The 23642-nt window shown below is 43.9% G+C and carries 19 protein-coding genes and 1 riboswitch; of the genes, 8 read left to right on the forward strand and 11 right to left on the reverse strand.

The window, feature by feature from the left end; all coding sequences use genetic code 11:
- Nucleotide 1: 1 nt before the first annotated feature.
- Complete coding sequence (locus A6749_RS11800) at nt 2–292, reverse strand: ASCH domain-containing protein (protein ID WP_066400940.1); 291 nt, start codon at nt 290–292, stop codon at nt 2–4.
- Nucleotides 293–538: 246 nt separating this feature from the next.
- On the opposite strand from A6749_RS11800, the gene A6749_RS11805 reads away from it, so the two are divergent.
- The 3 genes from A6749_RS11805 (at nt 539) to A6749_RS11815 (ending at nt 3779) form a co-directional block, all read left to right on the forward strand.
- Entirely contained in the window at nt 539–2272 is a 1734-nt protein-coding gene (locus A6749_RS11805) for a carbon starvation CstA family protein (RefSeq protein ID WP_066389758.1), read from the forward strand.
- 296 nt (nt 2273–2568) lie between these two features.
- On the forward strand, nt 2569–2823 hold the full coding sequence (locus tag A6749_RS11810) for a cory-CC-star protein (protein ID WP_407937507.1): 255 nt from the start codon (nt 2569–2571) through the stop codon (nt 2821–2823).
- 14 nt (nt 2824–2837) lie between these two features.
- Nucleotides 2838–3779: an ArsA family ATPase gene (locus A6749_RS11815; RefSeq protein ID WP_066389760.1), complete on the forward strand. Its 942-nt coding sequence runs from the start codon at nt 2838–2840 to the stop codon at nt 3777–3779.
- Between the two features lie 20 nt (nt 3780–3799).
- Here A6749_RS11815 and A6749_RS11820 read toward each other — a convergent pair whose 3' ends face one another.
- A complete protein-coding gene (locus tag A6749_RS11820; RefSeq protein ID WP_066389761.1) occupies nt 3800–5515 on the reverse strand; it encodes a GMC family oxidoreductase in 1716 nt (571 codons plus the stop codon).
- A 23-nt stretch (nt 5516–5538) separates the two neighbouring features.
- On the reverse strand, nt 5539–6285 hold the full coding sequence (locus A6749_RS11825; RefSeq protein WP_066389762.1) for a gluconate 2-dehydrogenase subunit 3 family protein: 747 nt from the start codon (nt 6283–6285) through the stop codon (nt 5539–5541).
- A 147-nt stretch (nt 6286–6432) separates the two neighbouring features.
- Here A6749_RS11825 and A6749_RS11830 point away from each other — a divergent pair, with 147 nt between their 5' ends.
- On the forward strand, nt 6433–7116 hold the full coding sequence (locus A6749_RS11830; RefSeq protein WP_066389763.1) for a hypothetical protein: 684 nt from the start codon (nt 6433–6435) through the stop codon (nt 7114–7116).
- A gap of 53 nt (nt 7117–7169) precedes the next feature.
- Here A6749_RS11830 and A6749_RS11835 read toward each other — a convergent pair whose 3' ends face one another.
- The 5 genes from A6749_RS11835 to A6749_RS11855 form a co-directional block, all read right to left on the reverse strand.
- A complete protein-coding gene (locus tag A6749_RS11835) occupies nt 7170–11771 on the reverse strand; it encodes a S8 family serine peptidase (protein ID WP_066389764.1) in 4602 nt (1533 codons plus the stop codon).
- Nucleotides 11772–11978: 207 nt separating this feature from the next.
- On the reverse strand, nt 11979–12776 hold the full coding sequence (locus A6749_RS11840; RefSeq protein ID WP_066389770.1) for an ABC transporter permease subunit: 798 nt from the start codon (nt 12774–12776) through the stop codon (nt 11979–11981).
- 12 nt (nt 12777–12788) lie between these two features.
- Entirely contained in the window at nt 12789–13586 is a 798-nt protein-coding gene (locus tag A6749_RS11845; RefSeq protein ID WP_066389773.1) for an ABC transporter permease subunit, read from the reverse strand.
- 3 nt (nt 13587–13589) lie between these two features.
- On the reverse strand, nt 13590–14477 hold the full coding sequence (locus A6749_RS11850; protein ID WP_066389775.1) for an ABC transporter ATP-binding protein: 888 nt from the start codon (nt 14475–14477) through the stop codon (nt 13590–13592).
- A gap of 15 nt (nt 14478–14492) precedes the next feature.
- Nucleotides 14493–15116 carry a TetR/AcrR family transcriptional regulator gene (locus A6749_RS11855; RefSeq protein ID WP_066389776.1) on the reverse strand — a complete coding sequence of 208 codons (624 nt, stop codon included), beginning with the start codon at nt 15114–15116 and terminating at the stop codon, nt 14493–14495.
- Between the two features lie 167 nt (nt 15117–15283).
- Between A6749_RS11855 and A6749_RS11860 the strand changes: the two genes are divergently transcribed.
- Both A6749_RS11860 and pepT read left to right on the forward strand, forming a co-directional pair.
- The gene (locus tag A6749_RS11860) at nt 15284–16249 is read left to right on the forward strand and encodes a nuclease-related domain-containing protein (RefSeq protein WP_236719660.1); all 966 of its coding nucleotides are present in this window, start codon (nt 15284–15286) and stop codon (nt 16247–16249) included.
- Between the two features lie 472 nt (nt 16250–16721).
- Nucleotides 16722–17954 carry a peptidase T gene (gene pepT / locus A6749_RS11865; RefSeq protein WP_066389778.1) on the forward strand — a complete coding sequence of 411 codons (1233 nt, stop codon included), beginning with the start codon at nt 16722–16724 and terminating at the stop codon, nt 17952–17954.
- Nucleotides 17955–17986: 32 nt separating this feature from the next.
- On the opposite strand, the gene A6749_RS11870 is transcribed toward pepT, so the two are convergent.
- The 3 genes from A6749_RS11870 to A6749_RS11880 form a co-directional block, all read right to left on the reverse strand.
- Complete coding sequence (locus A6749_RS11870; protein ID WP_066389779.1) at nt 17987–18925, reverse strand: phosphotransferase; 939 nt, start codon at nt 18923–18925, stop codon at nt 17987–17989.
- Nucleotides 18918–20492, reverse strand: a complete 1575-nt coding sequence (locus A6749_RS11875) for an FMN-binding glutamate synthase family protein (protein ID WP_066389780.1) — start codon at nt 20490–20492, stop codon at nt 18918–18920. Before A6749_RS11875 ends, A6749_RS11870 begins: the two co-directional genes overlap by 8 nt.
- Nucleotides 20493–20605: 113 nt before the next feature.
- Complete coding sequence (locus A6749_RS11880) at nt 20606–21511, reverse strand: LysR family transcriptional regulator (RefSeq protein ID WP_066389781.1); 906 nt, start codon at nt 21509–21511, stop codon at nt 20606–20608.
- Between the two features lie 190 nt (nt 21512–21701).
- Between A6749_RS11880 and gdhA the strand changes: the two genes are divergently transcribed.
- Nucleotides 21702–23084 (forward strand): NADP-specific glutamate dehydrogenase, encoded by a 1383-nt coding sequence (gene gdhA / locus A6749_RS11885; RefSeq protein ID WP_066389783.1) that lies wholly within the window; start codon nt 21702–21704, stop codon nt 23082–23084.
- 75 nt (nt 23085–23159) lie between these two features.
- Entirely contained in the window at nt 23160–23312 is a 153-nt protein-coding gene (locus A6749_RS27645) for a DUF4023 domain-containing protein (protein ID WP_407937508.1), read from the forward strand.
- A 232-nt stretch (nt 23313–23544) separates the two neighbouring features.
- Nucleotides 23545–23627: riboswitch (cyclic di-GMP riboswitch) on the forward strand.
- Nucleotides 23628–23642 lie beyond the last annotated feature (15 nt).

Consider the following 23642-nt stretch of genomic DNA (forward strand, 5'->3'; position numbering starts at 1 on the left):
CTTATTTAACCTCGCTAAACTCATGTACCCAAACTCTCATTTGCGGCAGCCATGGCATACCTGGGTGAATTGAAAGAATGGATTGCTTATATTCTTCCACTGTTGCAAAGCCTTCACGGCGTGCATCTTCATCAGTTAACTCACCTAAGCTTTGTGAATATACTTTATCAACGACAAACTTGCGTCCTTCTAAAGTCATGATTTCACCTGGGTCAGCGTAGCGGCCATTGCGGCGAGTCGCTGTTTTTTCCCCGGCAAGAACCTTCTTAACGTCCTCTTCCAAGGTTACCATACGTTCAATCGTACATGTTTTTGGCGGCAGTGTATTGTTGTCATGTTGTGTCAATTTAAATTCCTCCTTTTACCAATTCACTTTTCTATTTTAACACTATTGATATTGTAATAAAAGTTTCCCCTAAATAGCAAAAACGAAGTCCTAACCACAATTCCTAATATTCAGATTATAATATCCCGCCCCTCTCATATACTTGATACTATACAGGCATTACCTGTAAAAAAGAGAATTGGGGGAGATACGATGTCTGCAATCTGGTTAGCGGTAATCGGAACGGTCGTGTTCATTCTCGGTTATCGCTACTACTCAAAATTTGTGGCAGAAAAGATTTATCGTCTTGATCCTAATTTTGTAACTCCTGCACATGAATTTAGGGATGATGTAGACTTTGTTCCTACAAAGAAAATTGTCTTATGGGGGCACCACTTTACATCGGTTGCCGGCGCGGCGCCCATTGTTGGACCTGCGATTGCCGTGTATTGGGGCTGGCTGCCTGCGTTACTATGGGTCGTGCTCGGTACAGTCTTCGCTGCCGGGGTCCATGACTTCGGAACGCTCGTTTTATCCGTCCGCAATAAAGGACAATCCGTCGGAACCCTTGCCAACAAGCTGATTGGCAAAAAAGCAAAACTACTATTCTTATTTATTATTTTAATCCTTGTGTTAATGGTCAACGCCGTCTTTGCCTGGGTCATTTCCAATCTCTTTGTCAAATTCCCGGCAAGTGTTTTCCCAGTCTTCATTCAAATCCCATTAGCCGTCTGGATTGGCTATACCGTTTATAAAAAGCAAAAGAAAATGCTTGTTCCTTCACTAATTGCCCTGGCAATAATGTACGGAGCAGCAGTTTTATCCAGCAGAATCCCGGCGCTGCAGATTGATTTGGTAAGATATTTCGGTGGTCCGGAAGCGACAACATTATTCGGACTAAGCGGCGTATCGATGGCCTTCTTTGTCTGGATTATTGTCTTAATGGTCTATTGTTATTTCGCCTCGACGCTGCCGGTTTGGAAGCTGCTGCAGCCGCGTGATTTTATTAACTCCCATCAACTTGTTGTTGGGCTTTTAATCATGTATTTAGGGCTTTTCTTTTTAAATCCAAAAATCACGGCACCCATGACAAATGCCGCCGCAACGGATAAATCTTGGTTCCCGCTCTTATTTATCACTATTGCCTGCGGTGCGATATCCGGCTTCCACGGCCTTGTGTCATCCGGTACGTCTTCTAAACAATTAAACAAGGAAACTGATGCCCGCTTTGTCGGCTATCTTGGTGCCATCGGTGAAGGGTTCCTCGCCCTGATATCCATTATTGCCTGTGTCAGTCTGTTCGCCAATGCCGGGGAATTTAAAGCGGCTTACTCTAGCTTCAGCGCTGCGAACGGCGGCGGGTTAGGCAACTTTATTCAGGGCGGTGCCAATCTTGCAGGCGGGGTGGGAATTCCGGCTGATATTGCGATGACCATCATCTCCATTATCGTTGTCAGTTTTGCCGCTACAACGTTGGATTCGTCTGTTAGGTTAATGCGCTATATTATTGCGGAATTGGCCGATGAGTATAACTTCAAGCCGTTAACGAGAACGCATGCGGCCACCATGATTGCAGTTGGTTCAAGTGCTGCACTAGTACTCCTGCCGAAAGGGCCAAATGGCTTTGGTTCCGGCGGTTACTTGCTCTGGCCGTTATTCGGGACAGCCAATCAGCTGCTTGCCGGCATCAGCTTACTGCTCATTTCCGTCTGGCTGAAGCGGCTCGGGCGTAACTATTTAGTCACTTTTATTCCGATGGTCTTCCTGTTATTTATGACGATCTGGGCCATGGTCCAGCAGGTCGTATTTGAATGGTCCGGACTCGGGGCAACCGATGCCAATCTGCTGTTATTTATCTTTGGCGCGATTATTCTTGTCTTCGCCATCTGGATTACCATCACCGCACTGTTGGAATTATCGAAAAAAAGCAACCCAATGGGGAGATAAACAATTTGGGGACCTGGCTTTCGCCGGGTTTCCTATTGTTTTTTCTATACTAGTGCATTCAAAAATGGATTCGAGCATTTTATCGGCGAATCTTTCGTATTTATCGGCGAAAAGAGCAAATTTATCAGCGAACAAAAAAAGAACCACCATTTTACTAAGCAATGTCTAGATTTATTAGCGACTTTAATCCGCATATTAGCGAATTTAGCCCTTTTATTAGCGTTTCTACGCTCCCTATTAGCGATTTTGACCCTTTTATTAGCGAATTACTAAAATTTAAAAAGCTGGTGACCGATTTGAAAAGCTTAAAAAAACTATTACAGCTGTATGAAGACATCATCTCTGTCAATCATCGCACCGAGATTGCCAGGGAACTACGCGAAGAAGATGATTTATTCCTTTTTCTCTGCCTGTCGGAGACGCTCGGTCTTCCGGACCCCGCCTACTACTATACGCTCGAGCTGTATCCATACATGCTGGAAAAATTTCATGATTGGCATCTTAGAATGGGAATGGACAAATCACCGCTTACCGGCTTTCGCTGCTGTTAAAGGAGGAATATAACATGAAAAAAATCTGGTTTGTCGGCGGAAAAGGGGGAGTGGGCAAATCAACCAGTGCCGCCGCCCTCGCCCTTCTCTTATCGGAGCAGCAACAGAAAACACTTCTCGTCTCAACCGACCCGGCACACAACGTCGGCGATATTTTTCACAAGCCGTTGAAAAACAAACCGCTAGAAGTGTCGCCTAACCTAGATGCAGTCGAAATTGACCCGGCCGCCGAATGCCGAAATTATATCAAAACGGTAAAAGAAAATATTCGTGGGGTTGTCAGCGCCCAGATGCAAGCGGAGGTGAACCGGCAAATCGACTCAGCCAGCTCGTCTCCCGGGGCGGAGGAGGCGGCCTTATTTGATCGCATCGTTTCGATTATTTTGGATGAAGGCGGGCAGTACGATGCGATTGTATTTGATACCGCACCAACCGGGCACACCATCCGGCTGTTGACACTGCCAGAAATCATGGGTGTGTGGATTGACGGGATGCTACAACGACGGAAGAAAACAACCGACCATTACACCCAGCTGTTAAACGACGGTGAGCCCATCGATGACCCGATTTATAAAGTGCTGCAACGGAGAAAGCAGCGCTTTGCAGCCGTACGCCAAATTCTGTTGGACAATCAGTCAACGTGCTTTATTTTTGTCCTGAACGCCGAACGTCTGCCGATTCTTGAAACCTCTAAGGCTATTAAACTATTAAAGCAACATGGATTAGAAGTAAACACGCTGTTTATCAATAAAGTGCTTGGTGAAGCGGCCGCAGGGGAGTTTTGGCAAAAGCGTCGAAAAACCGAAGAAGAATATCTCGACTGGATCAACCGAGAATTTCCAGCACAGCAAAAATGCCAGATTCCGTTGTTTGAAACCGACATTAACTCAATAACATTATTATCCAGTTTCGCATCCTGCCTACAAGAAAATTTAAAGGGGGTCCTCACAAAATGAGAAGCCCCCCTTTTTTTCATCTACACAACCTGTCCACCCTTATCGCGATACTTCAGAATTCCCTCCGCTGCACGATAGGCAAAGGCGCCGACGGTTCCTGTCGGATTGTAGCCGGAGTTATGTGAAAATGCCGATGCCCCGACAACAAATAGGTTATCCATGTCCCACATCTGCAGGTAATTATTTACCGCCGATGTCCCTGGGTCAGCCCCCATAATCACCCCGCCTGTATTATGGGTCGACTGATAGGTAGTGATATCATACGGCCCCAATTCCTTTAATGAATCAATATGGTCTGCACCCATTTCCTTTAAAATTCCAGCACATTTATTCGCAAGGAAGACTGCAAGATTTTTATCCTGCTCTTCAAAATCAAAGGTAATCCGGATCAGCGGATCGCCGAATGCATCCTTATAGGTTGGATCGAGATCGAGATAATGATGTTTAAACGGCATCGAAGAGCCTTGGGCACCGACAGATAAATAGCGGTTCGCATATTTTAACGATGTTTCCTTAAACTCCTTGCCCCAGGCGGCTGTGCCTTGTGGAACCGGATTATTTTGGATCGGCCGCAATCCTGTTTGTGATAAGGACACCATACCGCCATGGATAAAGTTTACATCTTTATGATCAAAGTTATCACCATTATAATCATCGATCACCATGCCTAAAGCGCCTGCTCCTGCGTATGTGTTAAATTGTTTATCATTGAAATAGCCAATTGCGTTCCCTTTAATCACTTGGTAGGCATAATTTTTGCCAATCACACCTGTACCGCTTGCCGGGTTATATGGCTTCCCAATATTAGACATTAAGAGTAAACGGATGTTATTAAATACATAGCTTGTAAGCACTACAATATCGGCCGGCTGTTCAATTTCTTCACCGGTTGTCGTATCGGTATAAAGAACCCCTGTCGCCTTTCCGCCTTTATGTAAAATTCGCCTTACGTTGGAATGCGTGCGAATCTCAAACTTCCCTGTTTTCTTAGCCACCGGAATGACCGTCACAACCGGATCGGCCTTTGCCCCGTACTCACAACCGAAACGTTCGCAATAGGCGCAATACTGGCAAGCGGCCCGGGCAATACCATCGGGATTCGTATAGCTTTGAGACAAATTCGCTGACGGCATCATATAAGGATGGAGTTTCATATTTTTCGTTGCTTCTTCAAACATTTTTATTGACGGTGATTTTTTCATCGGCGGAGTTGGGTACTTGTCGGAGCGTTTGCCGCCAAGTGGATTCTCTTCTCCGGAAATCCCGCAGGTTTTTTCAAACTTATCATAATAGGGCTCCAGTTCATCGTAAGTAATGCCCCAATCATGCAGCGTCATCCCGGCAGGAATTTTATTTTTCCCATATCGTTCAATCGTTTTACTGCGGATTTCAAAATCATATGGCAAAAAGCGAAATGTTTGCCCGTTCCAATGAACCCCTGCACCACCTAAGCCGTCACCGATTAAAAACGATCCATACTGCCTCATTGGCAGGGCACGGACTCTCTCGTTGCTGCGGAAGGTAATCGTTTCCTTAGACAGGTCCTGCATCAGATCATATCGCAACGCATATCTTAGCTCGTCATGAACCATAAAATAATCTTCTGTCTTCCGTTCTTTTCCTCGTTCAAGGCCTACTACATTGAGGCCTTTCTTGGTCAGCTCAGAGGCGATAATCCCGCCTGCCCAGCCAACACCGATCACCACTACATCTGCTTTCGGTAACTTTCTCACCATGATTACACCTTCTTTCTCAATTTCTATTTATGGTTCATATGGCTCTGCAGGCTTTGCGGCTTGATTTTCGTAAAGTCCTTCTCAATGACATCAGCATAAGCCATTTGGCTGCCGGGATAATTCCGCATTTTCCATCCGTCCATATTGCGGTTGCCGCCATACAATGGATCGCTGTAAACACCTTCTAATGTTGCACTGCGAAGCATTTGGAAAAATCCGCTCGGAGAAATGGTCGTGATATTTACCTTATCTCCTTCAAAGTCCTTCAAAATTTGATCCTGCTGATCACCCGATAACTCTGTAAAGCTTTTCTTAAGCGTTTGCATACTATGGTTATCGATTTCTCGCAGCCCAATATCAAAAATATCGCGCCGTTTTAATCGTCCCTGATAGCCCTGCACTTTTTCACCGCGGTAGAATGGCGGCTGCATATAATCACGGGCATTAAAGCCCCAATCGCCAGCTAATTGATGGTCAATGAAAAAGGCAACACCCAAATCACTTGCCCCCGGGCCATTATCATCCTTTGGAAAAATCCGCTCAGTTGCGGCATCGACAATCTTAAATTGCTCAGGGGTAAAATACATCAATGCTTGATTGAAATTTTCTGCATGGGGCGGGGGAGGATTATTGGTTGTTTGGTCCTTCTTCCATGGAATCAAACTCCCGATAATCCCGCCGACAGCAAGTCCACCGACGGTATAACCCGTATTTCGTAAAAATTTTCTTCTCGATAAGTCCTGCGGCATTTCTTTGTTTTCTTCAGCCATCTGGAACCACCTCCAAGGAAATAGTCAACATCATTTGAAAATAAAGGCAGTTTTTCCTGCCACTTGAATAGTATCGTTCCCAAAAATTATCCATGCATACTCAGAAAAAATAAGGGGCATTGTATTTTATAAAAAGGAGGAAGATTTATGAAAAGGAATTGGAAAATTTGGGGCACACCGCTCATTGGTGTGATGTTAGTACTTGGCGCTTGCTCTGCCGAGGGGCTACACAAAAACGAAGCTGATGCGGCGGATCTTCATGACAACTCATTAAATAAAAAAGGAAATGGACATGTTCATGGTACGAACAATCCAGATGTCATTCCAAGCGTCGACCGTACCAAAAAACACACGACAAAAACGACAGAGGGCATGGGAACAAATGTCTACAGCCTAATCGGCAGCTCCAGCCTGCATGATGGCGGTATTTCCTCACACTTAGAATCAAGACTGGCTGGGGAAGGGATTAACGGGGTCAAGGTATTTGTCCTTGATGACACGGTTATTCTTGCTCGCTCCAAGCCTGAAGGTACATCAACAAGCTATGATGAAATGCAAAACAAGGTGTTGAAAAACACAGCCGGTCTTTCCGGAAAAGGTAATTTCGACGGTGTAGATGAGACAGGCGCCAATACCGATGATAATTTATACCAAGCGAAAAAACTGATGAATAAAGCATTTGACGGTCATGTCCAAATCCTGACGGTAACCAATCCAAAAGCCGTGACATTAATTGATAGAATCAAGTCTACTATTAAGTCGGACAACCCATCTTATAGCAGAATGACAAACGATATTACCACCCTGATTAAAATGACACGCGAAAAATAACGAAGAAACGCTCGAACAAAATAGTCCGAGCGTTCCTTTTTTTAAGAAAAAGCTTACTTTAAACCTTTGGAGACTACAGCAGAGTAAGAGCTGTATACCTTCTTGCTACTAACTGTCTTATAAGCTCTAACCTTGTAATAATAAGTTTTTCCTTTTGCTAACTTTGTATTGGTAAAGCTAACTGTTTTACCGGAAGTCACAGTTTTTACCGCTGAGTATTTTCCGGCTTTAGATGTTGCGCGGTATACTTGATAGCCGCTTGCACCATTTACTTTAGACCAATTCACTTTCACCGAAGTGCTGCTAGCCTTGGCAGCTTTCACACCTGTTGGCGTCTTCAGCGCCGGCTTGCCGCTTACAACAGAGGAATAAGGGCTGGCAAGCTTCACGCCGTCAACGGTTCCATTAGCAACAACTTTATAGTAATAAGTAGTGCCGGTTGTTAAACCGCTGTTGCTGTAGCTTGTGCCTTTAACTGTTGCAGCCTTCGTGTATTTACCGGTTTTTGATGTCGCTCGGTATACATCATAACTTGAAGCACCGGTTACTTTTGCCCAGCTGACTGTTAGTTTGTTGTAATCTGCTGAAGCTGCTTTTACTTTTGCAGGCGCAGCCAGATTCTTCACAAATTTTGCATATACGTTGGTATCTGCTGTAATTGGCTGATTAAAGTCAAACTTAGATGTCAACTTTGCATCTTTATACCAGCCGATGAAGGTGTAACCGGACTTTTTCAGTTTTTCCGGAGCAGTGGTTTTTAAACCTTTAATCACTTCGTCCGTTTTAACAACTTCTTTGCCGTTATAATAATTTACTTTATAGAAATCACCGCGGTAAACTTTGATTTCTTTCGTTGTTTTATTACCGGCAAGATCCACAAGTTCGAGGGTAAATGTATTATTTCCTAGCTCAAGTTCCAATGTTGTTTTCACTTGCTTGCTTAGGCTTCTCATAGCATATGGTTCTGCAAAATCTTTGGTGAATTCCTCACTGCCGTCAACATAGTAGTGAATTTCATCATAGTTGTCGGAAACCGTAACATCAAGTTCTACAGTCGATGTTTTTACTTTCGAAGGAATCACTTTATTTACCTTAATTTGCGGTGCCGTTGTATCTACCATCAAGTCACGTACTAGATAATCAATTTTGTTACCCGCATCATCAGCGCCGGTAATACGGATATTGTAGACACCGTCATTTTTCACGGATACCGCTGTTTCAAATTCGTATTGAGCTTTAGCGGCATTCCAAGTGAATTTGACTTCTTTTTGTGTGTAGTATTTTTGGTCTGCTTCATTAGCAGGTTCCACTTTAAGCGATAGGCTCTTTAGTTTTGACTGATCTGTTACATATCCCGCAACAGGAAGATCATGTGATGCATAAACATTAGCCGCCCCAATGGAAGTGACATGAACGTAAGGAATGGTATTGTCCGTACCGCCCCGTACTTCTACTTTACTTGTGTTACCGGCATAGTCGTAGGCCACGACCTCAACTAAACCAACAGGCGTGTCATCGAAAGTAAATTCTTGTGGACCTCCTGCTAAAGGAGCCTCTTTGCCTGCAAAAATGGATTTTCCGCTAACTAAAATATCATAGAAAGCAACACCGGATCCATCACCATCGGTAGAACTAATGGATAGCTTTTTCCCATCAAGTCTCGCAGTTACTCTTGGCGCAACCGTATCGACAATAACCGGGAATTTCTTCACTTGCGGTGCTTTCCCAGGGTAATCGATTGTCGCATCAATTTCATAATAATACGTGCCGTCAGCAGCTAATTTGTTCTTAATCTTTCCGTCCCAAGCATTGGCCGGATTGATATAATATTGCAACCCTCTGCCGCCATCATTAAAGTTTTTAAGGACATTTGTCTCGGATTTAAGCTTTCGCAGGACATTTCCATCTTTATCAACAATCTTGTACTCTACCGATTTGGCATTTCGCAAGAATGTTAGAATTGGCAGTGCGTTATCCTGCACGCCATCACTATTTGGTGAAATTGCAATTTGCTTAGTCTTGAACGATTCATCCGCTGGGTTGTAACCTAGATAGTCGTAGTTATCGTAGCCATCTTCGTCAACACCGGCATTAGTTAACATGCCTGTCCAAGCATAGAAGGATTCAGCATCATTGCCGTCGTAAATATCTTTGTCAAGGATTGGCGGCTTATTCCAGTCACCGTTGAAGCCGACGTATGGCACAGATACGACAGGATACTTATCATTTATATCCGTTAGTGTAACAAAACCTTCAACGAAATAGCCATTTTTGAAAATATCCTCTAGCGACAGGTCTTGATCATTATTTCCCCAATCAACCGTATCCGTTAAATCAACAGTTACACCGATAGTTGTGCTTTCATTAGCCCGGACAGTGATTTCTTTTTGACTAAATGAAATTGGATATTCGCCAGTCCATGGCTTCGAATCCGATATTGTACCATTTTTATAGATCCCTTGAGCTTCCATTTCATCTATTACTAAGCCAGTCTCTTCATCTTCAAAGGCTAAATCTGTTTGAACATTTCCATCTACTACATAGGTAACTTCTTGATTTGAGAAATTCCTTACATTTAATGTAAACGTAGCTTTGTTGTCTTTAATTTCTTTTAAAGCAACCTTAGCCTCATTTGTCTTCGAATCTGTCACCACGATCGGTGTGCTTAATGCTGCATGAAGCTGCATTACACCAGCTCCTTGGCGGCGTGGAGAATATGGATTTCCAAGATTGTAATAACTATTATACGTTCCTTTATCTGCTACAACCTTACTCGTGTTCATTAACAGGTTTTTCGCAATGCTTACACGTGCAGCACCTTTTAAATCGGCAAAATCTTTCTTCACCCGTTCTAGAACAAGTGAAGCACCGCTGGAGACATGTGGAGCTGCCATTGATGTACCGCTCATCACACCATATTGGTTATTATTTAATGTAGAATAAATATTACCACCAGGTGCGGTGATTTCAGGCTTAAAGTCTAAGTTAGGTGTTACGCCCCATGATGTAAAGTCAGACATTTTTCCAGCTGTTGGGTTTTGGGCTGTTACTTTATCCCCTTTAAAGTCAATGGTTACCTTTGCACCTGCATCAAGCTTCGCCTTTAGCTGATCACCATCCGTTTTTAACATGAATAATTGTGGAATCGTAATTGCCGGATCAGACGCCATGTTTACAAATCCATCCGCGTTATTGTAGATAATAACACCAACAGCGCCTTTCTTTTGGGCATTTAACGTCTTATCAACAAAACCAATGACCCCGCGCTGGATTAAGGCATATTTACCTTTAAAATCTTTCCCTTCAAAATCAGCTGGCTCACCAATGCCTGCAGCTAGTACTTCAAAAGATTTTTGTTTTTGCTTCAATGGATCTGCATTACTTGCTGATAAGAACGGCGCTTTACCTGCTTCTGTTCCATCAAAGGAATACGTAATCGCGTCCAAATCCATGTAGTTATTTTCAATAGAGGCCACTTGTAAAGAATTCGTTGCAATACCAGGTGCACCAACTACCCCGTAATCAGGGTTGGATCCAAGCGGATTGAAATAACCGTCGCCAAAGTGGTTGGAGTTGCCGGCAGAAATGGACATTAACACACCATTATCAACCGCTCTTTGTACCGCCATTTGTTCAGGGTCGTCAGCTTGAACGAATGCACTTGTAGAACCTAAGCTTAAGTTATCCACATCAGCACCAAGTTTAATAGAGTCATCAATAGCTTTGATGATAATGTCGCTCCATGTAGAAGGCATTTCTGGATCATTACCGAACACTTTAAGAGCCAGGAATTGTGCTTCAGGAGCTACCCCTTTGATGCCGCCTTTTTCTTCATCACCGTTTGCCCCAACCGTTCCGGCAACATGCATGCCGTGCATTGAAGCATCCGGTCCTAAATCTAGGATCTGTTCATTTTCATCATAATAGTTATAACCGTAAGGGACTTTTTCCGTATAGAACTTACCCGGAAGCCCTTTTTCATTTTTTAGCGTATTGACTTTTCCTTCAGTCAGCGCCGCTTTTGATTTGTCGGTTAATATCATATCTTTATGGCTAGGGTCAATGCCGGTATCAATGATTCCGACAACCATGCCTTCGCCTTTATAACCGTAATCTTCCCACGCCTTTTGAGCTTCCACAATTTCCTTGCTGTACTTCATATCAGGCTTAATTTCCGGACGCTGATACTCATGTGCAATCGTTACCTTGGAAACACCAACAATACTTTTAATAGCAGGAATTCTTCCATATTCTACCTCGCCGCTGAACCCATTAAAGGTTGTGGTAAAATGCTGCTTGAATTTCATATTAATTGCTTTTTGAGCAATTTGGTTTTTAACATTTTGCTGTGCATTTATAAGGTTATTTTCTAATTTATCTTTTACTGATTTAGCTAGTTCACTATATTTCTTGCCTTGCTTTGTTGCATATGTAATCGCCGGTTCACCATCAACCTCAACAATTACCCGTACTTTGTCGGTCTTTTTATAATTTTTCTCAACATCTTTGCCCTTAATGGACTTTGACAGTTGATGTTTTAGCTGTGTGATCTGACTGCTTTTACTCTGAGCAGCTTTTGGAACAGCCGCCTGAGCCGCACTGGAGAATACCATGAGCAAAATCAACAATAACGGTAAACTTCTCTTAAACTTCACCTTTTCTCCTCCATTTCACCTATTTTTCTACATGAAACTTGAAAATCTTCTCTGGTATTTTAGACCCCCTTCTACTTTTTTCGAGTTTCAAATTAATTTTATTTCAAAATATGGTAAATCGTCAATATTTTTATTATATTTAGAATACATTAAATAGTCCGAAATACCCATCTTCCGAAACAAAAAAGACCGTTCTAATTACGGTCTTTAAACATGTAAATCTCTCTTCTTAAAAAAGCTATAGGTGATAGTGAGCAGGACGGTAATAATGACCATGGACAGGCCGACAAAAGCAGGATCCAGCGCCCCATCGGCCAGCACTCTTTTTGCTTCGAAATACTTAAAAGGGGTTATATATTGTAATAGTTCTAAATTCTTATTTAGGTCAATTGCAATTGATAGAATATAGGTGATTAAAAGCAGTGCCGTTCCAATGCCAGCTGCCCGTTTAGGTTTTTTGCCCGCGGCAGCAATGCCGGCACCAACTGCCATAAATAACAGCTGCAGCAAAAACATGCCCGCCATTAATAAATAAATATCATGTAACGACTCCCCAGCTTTGCTGAATTTACTTACCATAACCACAGAGAGAACTAAGGTTACTAGATTAAAGATGACCACATTGACGAATGCAGCCAACAGCTTTGCAGTGATCACCTGAGTGCGCGATATCGGCTTCGCCAGCAGAAATTCCGCCGTTTTGTCCCGCTCTTCCTTTGCAATGATATTGGCCCCAAGCATTAAGGCATGGATCGCCGCCATTAGCAGCAAATACGTAAAAAGAATCGCGTAAAATCCAACGGCCGTTGATAAATCCAATGTTCCCGCGCCCATAATAGCCTGCAGCGATTTCGGCATTTCTGAAATCAACTGCTGCAGCGACTGCCCCGTCCCGTTCAACCCTTCATACTTGGCCATGCCGCTTACGATCATAAAGAATATACCGATGGTCCATAGAATGAGCGACTTTCTCGCCGCCTTTATTTCCCGGAAAAATAAATTCATCACGACACCCCCTCAGACCGCATGAATATCTTTTTTAGCATAAATAATATAGCTGGCGAGAACTCCCGCCGCGACCAACACAATTTCAATTATGATAAAACGTGCCTCATAGGCGGAATGCTTGATAATATAGGCCGTATCATAATAGTTAAACGGGGTAAAATAGCGGAACGCTTTCTCACCAATCACCGAGCCAAACATATTTAAGAAGTAAAAACCAAACACCATACTAAGAGAAAGAGGCAGCACCGACTTAATATTTGACAGTGCAGCAGAAACGAGTAGTCCCAATGCTAAAAACATACATTCCACCAAGAATGCCGTTAACGAAATCAGTACAAAGATCTGCTTATCAAAAGACACATCACTCACAGCCTGTGCTGTGATGACAGCCGCCGCTAAATAGAAGAGGTTCGTTGCTGCCAATGATGTGACGGCAGCCGATAACTTGGCGGTCACCACCTGCTGACGTGTTACCGGCTTCGTCAGCAAAAAGTCAGCCGTTTTTTCCCTTGACTCCTTTGATAAAATGGAGAGTCCTAGATTCATAGCTTGGATGGAGCCGCATAACACGATATAGGCAAACACATACGAGTAAAATCCCAGCAGCGACGTGATACTCTCCAATGAAATCCCAAACGCTTTTCTGACACTTTCCGGATAACCCTCCAAGAGCTTTTTAAACTCAGCCGCATCCTTTGATAAGCTTGGGAACATCGACATAAACAACACCAGCACGGCAACGAGTGATAATGTCCATATAAAGGTAGACTTTCGATACGCCTTTAATTCATGGAGAAACATATTCATGGTCTACTTCTCCTTTTCGTAGTAATGCATGAAGATTTCCTCTAGGTCCGGTTCCTCAATCCACAGGTTGTTGATTTCTATTTGTGCGATCTTTTGCAAAATCAAATTAATATCGCCGCTGTAAAGGAAGCTGATGAGATGGTGGTTCTTGGTTTCCAAATTTTGCACCCCGCTGATGTTGAAAAAATCTTGTGTAAGCGGCGTTTTCGTTTCCAGCTTAAAGCGTTTATGATTACTTTCCTTTAACGTGCTGATCTTCTCGACCTTAACAAGCTCTCCTTCCTTGATAATCGCCACGCGGTCGCACATTTTCTGCACCTCGCTTAAAATATGGGACGAAAACAGAATTGTCGTGCCTTTTTTATTTTCATCCTTTAACAGGTCAAAGAACTTCTGCTGCATTAACGGATCGAGGCCGCTCGTTGGCTCATCGAGAATAATCAGCTTCGGCTCGTGTAGCAGCCCTTGAACAATCCCCACCTTTTTCTTATTGCCGAACGAAAGGTCATCAATTTTTTTATTAAGATCAAGGTCAAGCATTTCCGCCAATTGCATAATGCGCTTACTGCAGTCCTTTTTGTAAAAACTGGCCGAGTACTTCAGCAGCTCTTTTACCTTCATGTTGTCGTAATAAAATACCTCCGACGGCAGATAGCCGATTTCCCTTTTTATTTCTGGAGCGAACTTGACAGAATCCATACCAAAAATCGTCGCACTGCCGCTTGTCGGGTAGATCAGCGACAGCATCGTGCGAATCGTAGTCGACTTCCCGGCCCCATTCGGTCCAATAAACCCGAAAATCTCGCCTTCCTCCACGTTAAAGCTGATGTTTGCAATCCCTCTCGCCTTTCCATACGTTTTCGTCAGGTTCTTAAGCTCAATCACATTCATCGCTTAGGGCCTCCCTTATTTATAAAAAGCCTTTATGAGTACGTCGAAATACTGCTCCACTTCAATGCGGACTTTTTGATAATCTATTTCGTGGTTTGGTGATAGCTTTGCTTTGTTCAGCTCCTCATCACTCAATTTTTCAAATGTCCAGGTGATGATTTTCAAGATTTTTTCCTGCTCAATATCATCGCGGAATTTCGAGGTATCAATGTTTTCATACATTTTGGCAAAATTGATTTCCAGCAGCTGCTGTAATTTATTTTCAAACTCCTGCTTTATTTCCTTCGATTCTTCCAAGTAAACAGCCTGAAGGAAATTAAACAGCTCAGGATAATTCGCCAGCAATTCCATCTTAATGATGACCGCCTGCCGCATCCTACTGAAAAAATCCGCCTCTGAAAGGTCAATTTTTTTGAAAAATTCATCGGCAATCAAGTCATAGCAATAATCAAACAGGAATAAGTACAACTGCTTTTTATTGCCGAAATAATGAAATAGCAGCCCTTTTGAGATTTCCGCTTCCTTCACGATTTCATTCGTCGAGGCATTATCATATCCTTTCTGGGCAAATTCCTTTATCGCAGCATTAATGATTCGATCTTGTTTTTCTTGATCTAAGTTGAGAAATTTCGTAAACAATGTTTAGCGGCCCTCCTTTTGTTGTGGTTATTGACCACATCAGTCAATTACATTTTATTCCTATTGACTGTGCTGGTCAATGGGCGGACAAGTTTATTTTTACAACTTTTTGAACTCTATAGTTTTGCTTTTTGCTGTGTGCTACGATGCGTGTGGAGGTGATTTATTTGAAAGATCGAGATTTTTCATTGAAGTTAGAAGGGCTGATTGCTGCCCAAGACCGGTTGCCGGCTGCCCATCCGATCCTGCCGATTTTATCCGCGAAACAATCCGCAGTTGAAGCAGGGATTGGCGGGGAAGAGAGGGTTGCGGAGGTTTTAAGGAGAAGTTCGTTTTGCTTTGATAACCGCATTTATCATGATTTATCCCTTGCATCTAATGAGAAATTCCAAATCGACTCACATTGTTTAACTCCCTGGCACGGCGTTGTTTTTGAGGTAAAAAATATCGGCGGGGTGCTGGAGTTTAAAGAAAATCCGCCGCAATTAATCAGCACGAAAGACGACGGACACCAATTTGGCTATGAAAGTCCCGTTACCCAGCTGCAGCGAAACTGCGATTTTTTAACTGACTGGCTTTGGAGCCGGAACATCCAACTCCCCATCTACAGCGCGGTCGTACTAGCCTATCCGAAGCAAATCGTCAAAGTCCCCCCTGCCCATACGAAGCTTTTATTTCCCAACCTAATTCCAGCTTTCATCAAAAACATCCCACGACCCGAGCAAAGGCTAGACCCAGATACCTTTGCATGGCTTTCCGCTGAACTTCTAAGATGTCATCGACGTTATATCCCAAGGCCCATTAGTGAAGCTTATCAAATTCCGCTGGGGGATTTTCTGCCGGGGACAAGATGCAAAGTATGTCGGAGGTTGGGAATGATTAAGCTGCCTAGAACATGGGTTTGCCCCACTTGTGATGCAACCGATCCTATAGCACATCAAAGAAACTTTCTCGAATGGTTTTTGGTTTATAAAAGAACCATCACCAATCAGGAGTGCAGAAGGCTTTTGGGGGTGGATATCCAGACAGCGAAACGTATTTTACTAAGTATGGGGTTTAAAATCGAAGGCAATTATCGATATAGGAGATATATAATGGATATTAATAACTTTAATCATTTACTTAAGAAATAGTTTTGATAAATTATTTTACACTCCGATAGCTGGGGTTCTGCTAACGACAATTGGGACACGCTATACGACAACTGAACTGCCTTATTCGACAGTTGGAGATCGCTTGGCGACAATTGATTTCCTTTCCGACAATTGGGACACGCTATACGATAATTGAACTGCTTTATCCGACAGTTGGAGATCGCTTGGCGACAATTGATTTCCTTTCCGACAATAGGAACATGCTATACGACAATTGAACTGTCTTATCCGACAGTTGGAGATCGCTTGGCGACAATTGGTTTCCTTTCCGACAATTGGAGCATGCTATACGACAATTAAACCGCTTTATCCGACAGTTGGAGATCTCTATACGACAATTGTAGTATGTCAACCGCCAATAGAGCACCCCTCCTCCAAAAATGTGTAACCGCCCCCGCAACGTGATATGATAATCATGTACATAACTCAGAAAAAAAGGGAGTGCTGCACAGTGAAAGAGGATTTGATTAAACGATTTACTTCCTATGTTAAGGTGGACACGCAGTCGGATGAGAGCAGTGAAACTTGTCCGTCGACTGAAAAGCAGTGGACGCTACTTCGCATGCTGGTGGATGAATTAAAAGCAATAGGCATGGAAGAGGTGACGATTGATGAAAACGGATACGTGATGGCGACACTGAAAGCCAACACGGAAAAAGACGTGCCGACAATTGGCTTCCTTGCCCACGTTGACACAGCAACTGACTTTACCGGCACAAACGTCAACCCGCAGATTCATGAAAATTACGACGGAGGCGACATCGTTCTTAACGAAGCGTTAAAGGTCGTCATGTCACCAAAGGATTTTCCAAATCTCGAAAATTACAAAGGTCATACTTTAATCACCACAGACGGTACCACGCTGCTTGGTGCGGATAACAAAGCCGGGGTAACGGAAATCATGACCGCGATGCACTACCTTATCCAGCATCCAGAAATCAAGCACGGCAAGGTTCGTGTTGCTTTCACACCGGATGAGGAAATCGGGAGAGGCCCGCATAAGTTTGACGTTGCGGCGTTCAATGCCAAGTATGCCTATACCGTTGACGGCGGTCCGCTTGGGGAGCTGGAATATGAAAGCTTCAACGCAGCAGGAGCTAAAATCACGATTAACGGCAACAACATTCACCCTGGTTCAGCCAAAGATAAAATGGTCAATTCCATGAAAATTGCGATGGAATTACAAGGCAAGCTTCCGCCGCAAGAAGCACCGGAGCACACCGAAAATTACGAAGGCTTTTATCATCTGTTGTCCTTCAACGGCGATGTCGAGCAAACGAAGCTCAACTATATTATCCGCGACCATGACCGGGAAACGTTTAATAAACGAAAAGAAACCATGACTAACATCGTCAATGAGTTAAAGGAAAAATACGGCGCTGAAAACATTCAGCTTCAGTTGAATGATCAATACTACAACATGCGTGAAAAAATTGAACCGGTGAAGGAAATCGTTGATATTGCCCAGCAGGCGATGGAAAGCCTTGATATCAAGCCAATCATCCAGCCAATCCGCGGCGGTACGGACGGCTCGCAGCTATCGTTTATGGGTCTGCCAACACCAAACATCTTCACCGGCGGGGAAAACTTTCATGGGAAATATGAATTTATTTCTGTTGAAAATATGGTAAAAGCAACCCAAACCGTCGTTGAGATTGTCAAACTTTTTGAACAACGAGCATAACATACAAAAAGCTAACCCTCACCATAAAAGGGTTAGCTTTTTAAAATACACTCACATAACTGCTCCAGCCCAGCAATCGTCTCATCACGCTGTCTCTTCAGCTGCTCATTCGACCACTTTCCCTCATCTGCCTGTAAATCCTGCTCAATTAATAACAGCATCCACAGCGAAAACACGACCGCAAACAAATAATACTCTTTTTTAAATGCCGCCCTGTCAACCGCCGCCTCAACACCATCAAGATAACAATCCAGCGCTTCCTCCCGCAGTCGGCGAGTCATTTTTTTCAAAAAAACAGGGTGTGCCATATCAATCACATGGTACAAATCCCAATAAGGCAGATTCAAATGGGCATGCTCCCAGTCCAGCACGAACAGACGGCCATCGACAAGCGCATAATTACCTTGATGCAAATCACCATGAGAGATAACCTGCTTCTTTGAAAATATGAAACTTTCAAGTCTGCCCCAAACAGGGCCAAGCAGCCCAACCCCCGAAAACTTCTCTCGGCCAGCAAGCACCTCCGCCCGCATCTCCTCAACCCCCGGCTTCATCCCCGACAATGGCACATCCGCAAACGAAGCAACAGGCAGGGAGTGCCACACTACGGCCGACCTCACCACAGCAAGCAAACTTTCCTTATTAAACTCATGCGAAAGTGGCCCCAAATCCTCAAAAATCAACCAGCACAAATCTGCCTCGCCGGAAACCCGGTAAGAGATAATTTTTGGAAAACCTGCTCCAACCAAAGGAAGAACCTGTTCATGAGCCCAAACCTCTTTGCCAAATTGCGCATTGTTCGTAAGAGGTTTAAAAATATATGATTCCCCTGAAGGCAGATAAAATCTTTCCACACACCGGCCGTTGTTACCACGATAAAGAATTTCCCTGCTGCAAACCATCTCATCATTCAGCCGGCCATCACCTAAAACAATCCCCTCAGGCAGCCTGGAAGAACGATGGTCACTCATCACCGGTCTCCCGATCAACAGCTAGAGGAAATAACTCTGAAAGCCGCCGAACATGGCCGTCAGCCTCCTTAAAAACAATATGCTCGCGGGTGAACTTACGCGGTGACTCTAGACCGCAGGCCGCCGCCAGTGCATATAGACCTTGGCGGACGCTGATGATATAGTTCATCACACGCCATTTCTTCTCCTCCGGAACCAAAGCCTCCTGCTGTTTCGGATCGGTCGTCGTCACCCCCGCGGGGCATTTACCGGTATGGCACTGCAAGGCCATGATGCAGCCGTTAGCCATCATAAAGCCCCGGGCGGAGTTGACTGCATCAGCCCCAAGCGCCAGGGCAATGGCAATTTTATCAGCAGAAATTAATTTCCCTGAGGCAAAAATCTTAAATTTATCGCGCACACCGTAGGCAGCCGCTTGATCAACCACCGTAATCAAAGCCGGGTAGAGGGGAAGCCCCATGGTATCCGCCATCGCCTTGTACGTTGCCCCCGAACCGCCTTCACCGCCGTCCACGGTAATGAAATCAGGATAAATATCGAGCACTTTCATTGTCTGAAAAAAAACATCCAATTGAAAATGGCTGCCCACGACTATTTTAATCCCGACCGGCTTGCCACCAACGTCCTGAAGCCGTCGAATAAACTGAAGCGCGTCCTCAGGATTCCGTAAAAATGAAAAACGGTTTGGCGAGATGATCGTTTCCCCCTGCGGCACTTTGCGAATCCGGGCTACCTTTTCCGTCACTTTAGCCCCCTCTAAATGACCGCCTTGAATCTTTGCTCCCTGACCGAACTTTAGCTCAAACGCCCTAACTACCTCAACATCCGCAACCCGTTTAAATTCATCAAGAGAAAAATCCCCTTCATGGTTACGAAAGCCAAACAAACCAGGGCCAATTTGGACTACAACGTCAGCGCCGCTTGCCAAATGCTCCGGGGCAATTCCGCCTTCACCGGTGTTTAACCAAGAACCACCGGCCATTTTACAGCCATACCCGGTCGATAAAATATAGTTTTCCCCGACAGAGCCATAAGAAGTGGCCGATGCGCCAAACGGTCCGTGAAGCTTCCACGGCTGTTCCCGAACCGGACCGACGATAATCGCCTCTTCTTCCGGAAACAACCAGCGCGGCACCGTGTCCTCTGCAAGATGCTCCCGCCGGAAAAATAAGCCTTCATTGTCAATCCGATACTTCATTGCCTGAACATTATCCTGATTATCAACCTCGAGCTCTTCCTTTAATAATGGAAACAGTTCGTTGGCAATATAGTAACCTGGCTGATCAAAATCACGCTTCGAGCCAAAACTGATCAAATCTGTACGGTATTTCGCGGAAAACACCACCCCTAAATAATCCGCCCGGGAAAACGGTCTGGCGCTGTTATCATCGTCAAACCAGTATTGCCTCAGCTTCGGCCCCATCATTTCGAGCACATAACGGATCCAGCCAAAGTAAGGATACGCCCGAATTATCGAATGCTGCGGTTTTTTTGCTAAATTGCGAAGCCATAAGAAAAAGCCGAGCATGCCGCCGAACAAGATAATCAAAACAATCGTCCACACCATACAAATCCCCCTTAACATGAGGTCTCAAGGCCTCGCGAGGTGTATCAAAGATAAAATAATCCTTCTTTAATACATATGTATGGTGGGAATGTCTTTATCCCGCTCCAATAAATCTAATGCTTATAACGATCGAGAATACTAAAGAAATCGCTTAAAAACTCATAAAACAGTTTTTCTGTCGGCAGCAGCTCACGTTCGGAGGGAATAATCACCCCAACCGTACGGCTGACCTCAGGTTCCGTGATCGGAATTTTAACAGTCGAACGCGGCAGACCGTCAATCAATGTGATCTCAGGAATCAACGTGACACCAAGTCCAGCAGACACCAAGCCTTTAATCGCATCAATATCTTCTCCCTCAAACGCTACCTGTGGTTCGAAACCAAGCTGACCACAGGCATTCACAATAATTTCCCGTAAAATAAATCCCTTTGGAAATAAAACAAACGAGTCCTCCCGTAAATCGTTTACCTTTAATACCGGCTTTTTGGCATGCGGGTGGTTCTGTGGCAGGAGGGCGACAATTTTTTCCGTAAACAAGGTCCTGCCCTTAATCTTTTGTTCCTTTTTCGGTACCGGTCCAAGAAGTGCTAAATTAAAATCTCCCTTTACCACGCCTTCAATTAAGTTTGCATAGGAGCTCTGATTTAACTTGAATTTCACCTCAGGATGCAGCTCACGGAAGGCTGAGATAGCAGTCGGCAAGGTGTAAGCGGCAAGGCTGCTCGGGAATCCGACGCGAATCGTACCTTTTTCAGGATCGAGCTGCTCTTCAATTTCCCGTACAGCATTATCAATCAGCTTGACCGCCTGTTCCATTTGTTTTAAAAACATTTCGCCAATCGGCGTCAGCTTTACGTTTCGGCCCTCACGGATAAATAGACTGACCCCCAGTTCTTCCTCTAAGTTAAAAATTTGCCTGCTCACAGCCGACTGGGCCACATGCAGGGCATGGGCTGCTTCTGTCACATGCTCTCGTTTTGCCACCTCAATAAAATATTGAATCTGTCTTAACTCCATTTTTTCCCCGCCCCTTTCATCAAACTCCTATCTATATTGTATTTTAAAGCATTCATCTCATTTCGGCATTAAACCTATCTATTATTCATATTGCTTAGATTATTTAAACCATTATAAAATAAATCCATGCTAATAAGAATATTCAGTAAACACTTAACGAATTAAAATTTTAACAAAGGGGTTGATTGCATTGCAAACAATTGAAGATGTAAAACAATCAGGAACGCAAGCAGTAAGAGACTATGTGAATGAGGTGTTTGAGACGGTAAAACGCCGCAACCCTTTTGAATGTGAATTCCATCAGGCCGTTGAGGAAATTTTCGATTCCCTGATACCCGTTTTTGAAAAACATCCAAAATATATGCAACAAGGTATTTTAGAAAGAATTGTTGAACCTGAACGAGTGATTTCCTTCCGTGTTCCTTGGACAGATGACACCGGCAAGGTTCAAGTAAACCGCGGTTTCCGCGTCCAGTACAACAGCGCAATCGGGCCATATAAAGGCGGACTTCGCTTCCACCCCTCCGTTAATGCCAGCATTATTAAGTTTTTAGGCTTTGAGCAAATTTTTAAAAACTCCTTAACTGGCCAGCCAATTGGCGGCGGTAAAGGCGGCTCTGACTTCGATCCGAAAGGAAAATCAGACGGCGAAATCATGCGTTTCTGCCAAAGCTTTATGCAGGAGCTGTACCGCCATATCGGACCGGATGTCGATGTTCCGGCAGGAGATATCGGTGTAGGAGCGAGAGAAATCGGCTACATGTTCGGAATGTATAAGAAGCTTCGCGGTAATTTCGAAGCTGGGGTATTCACAGGCAAAGGGCTTAATTACGGCGGAAGCTTAGCGAGAACAGAAGCAACCGGCTATGGTACTGTATATTTTGTTGAAGAAATGCTGAAGGATAAGGGCTTAAGCTTCGATGGCAGCACTGTTGTTGTTTCCGGCTCCGGAAATGTCGCCATCTACGCTATTGAAAAAGCGCAGCAGCTTGGTGCGAAAGTTGTTGCCTGCAGCGATTCCAATGGATATATCTATGATGAAGATGGAATTAATTTTGAAACAGTGAAACAGCTTAAAGAAGTGGAACGGAAAAGAATTTCTGAATATGTTGACCACCATCCACGCGCCCAATATTTCGAAGGCTGCACAGGCATTTGGTCCATTCCATGTGATATCGCTCTTCCATGTGCGACACAAAATGAGATTGATGAAGCTTCTGCCAAAATCTTGGTATCTAATGGAGTAAAAGCAGTTGGCGAAGGTGCTAACATGCCATCTACTCTTGATGCCGTGAATGTGTTCTTAAACAGCGAAGTTCTATTTGCCCCTGGTAAGGCAGCAAACGCTGGCGGCGTAGCAGTTTCAGCTCTTGAAATGGCACAAAACAGTGCAAGACTTGCTTGGTCATTTGAAGAAGTCGACTGCAAGCTTCACCAAATCATGACGAACATCTACCGCAACAGCGTAAAAGCTGCTGAAGAATACGGGTTCCCAGGCAATTTAGTGGTCGGGTCCAACATCGCCGGATTTACTAAAGTGGCCGATGTTATGATTACACAAGGCTTAATTTAGAAATCTCCTTTCTAGGAGATTTTTTTATTCCTTCTGAACCCCCCTTACATGTTTCCAATCAGGATGGTAACACTAATGAATGGTAAAGGAGGGTTAATCGCGATGGATCAAGGAAGTACACATGAATTTGTTGAAAAATTGCATGAAAGACAGGAAAAGGATCGGAAAAACAGAGAGAAGCAGGGCGATAATGCCCCTGCAAAGAAATTGCCGAATCATAAGCACTAGTCAAACTAAGGAACAAGCCATGATAAATTAGACCATGGCTTGTTTTATTTGCGTCTCGCTTTTAATAGCGGCCACATACTCTCTAATCCCCCATTTTACATAATGATTCGACCGTTTTTTTTGTCGAACGAATTTACTTTTTTAAAAGTTGTAGTCAATATAACATAAAATTTAGAAAGCTATGTCTTTTGTACTATTTTTCACTTTTTAAAAGGGAGGGATTAATCACTAATTTTAAAAGGGAAGCATTGAAGTATAACCTGATTTGGACACTTTGGTTATATGGAGCTAGTAGTGTAACCGGCCCTCTTAGTCTGTATTTCTATAATT

The organism is Neobacillus mesonae, from assembly GCF_001636315.1.
In the GTDB taxonomy this organism is placed as follows: domain Bacteria; phylum Bacillota; class Bacilli; order Bacillales; family Cytobacillaceae; genus Neobacillus; species Neobacillus mesonae.

Coding starts and splice junctions, on each gene's coding strand:
- A6749_RS11800 (WP_066400940.1), bottom strand. CDS start 292: ATGGTAACCTTGGAAGAGGACGTTAAGAAGGTTCTTGCCGGGGAAAAA.
- A6749_RS11805 (WP_066389758.1), top strand. CDS start 539: ATGTCTGCAATCTGGTTAGCGGTAATCGGAACGGTCGTGTTCATTCTC.
- A6749_RS11815 (WP_066389760.1), top strand. CDS start 2,838: ATGAAAAAAATCTGGTTTGTCGGCGGAAAAGGGGGAGTGGGCAAATCA.
- A6749_RS11820 (WP_066389761.1), bottom strand. CDS start 5,515: ATGGTGAGAAAGTTACCGAAAGCAGATGTAGTGGTGATCGGTGTTGGC.
- A6749_RS11825 (WP_066389762.1), bottom strand. CDS start 6,285: ATGGCTGAAGAAAACAAAGAAATGCCGCAGGACTTATCGAGAAGAAAA.
- A6749_RS11830 (WP_066389763.1), top strand. CDS start 6,433: ATGAAAAGGAATTGGAAAATTTGGGGCACACCGCTCATTGGTGTGATG.
- A6749_RS11840 (WP_066389770.1), bottom strand. CDS start 12,776: ATGAATTTATTTTTCCGGGAAATAAAGGCGGCGAGAAAGTCGCTCATT.
- A6749_RS11845 (WP_066389773.1), bottom strand. CDS start 13,586: ATGAATATGTTTCTCCATGAATTAAAGGCGTATCGAAAGTCTACCTTT.
- A6749_RS11850 (WP_066389775.1), bottom strand. CDS start 14,477: ATGAATGTGATTGAGCTTAAGAACCTGACGAAAACGTATGGAAAGGCG.
- A6749_RS11870 (WP_066389779.1), bottom strand. CDS start 18,925: ATGAGTGACCATCGTTCTTCCAGGCTGCCTGAGGGGATTGTTTTAGGT.
- A6749_RS11875 (WP_066389780.1), bottom strand. CDS start 20,492: ATGGTGTGGACGATTGTTTTGATTATCTTGTTCGGCGGCATGCTCGGC.
- A6749_RS11880 (WP_066389781.1), bottom strand. CDS start 21,511: ATGGAGTTAAGACAGATTCAATATTTTATTGAGGTGGCAAAACGAGAG.
- A6749_RS27645 (WP_407937508.1), top strand. CDS start 23,160: ATGAATGGTAAAGGAGGGTTAATCGCGATGGATCAAGGAAGTACACAT.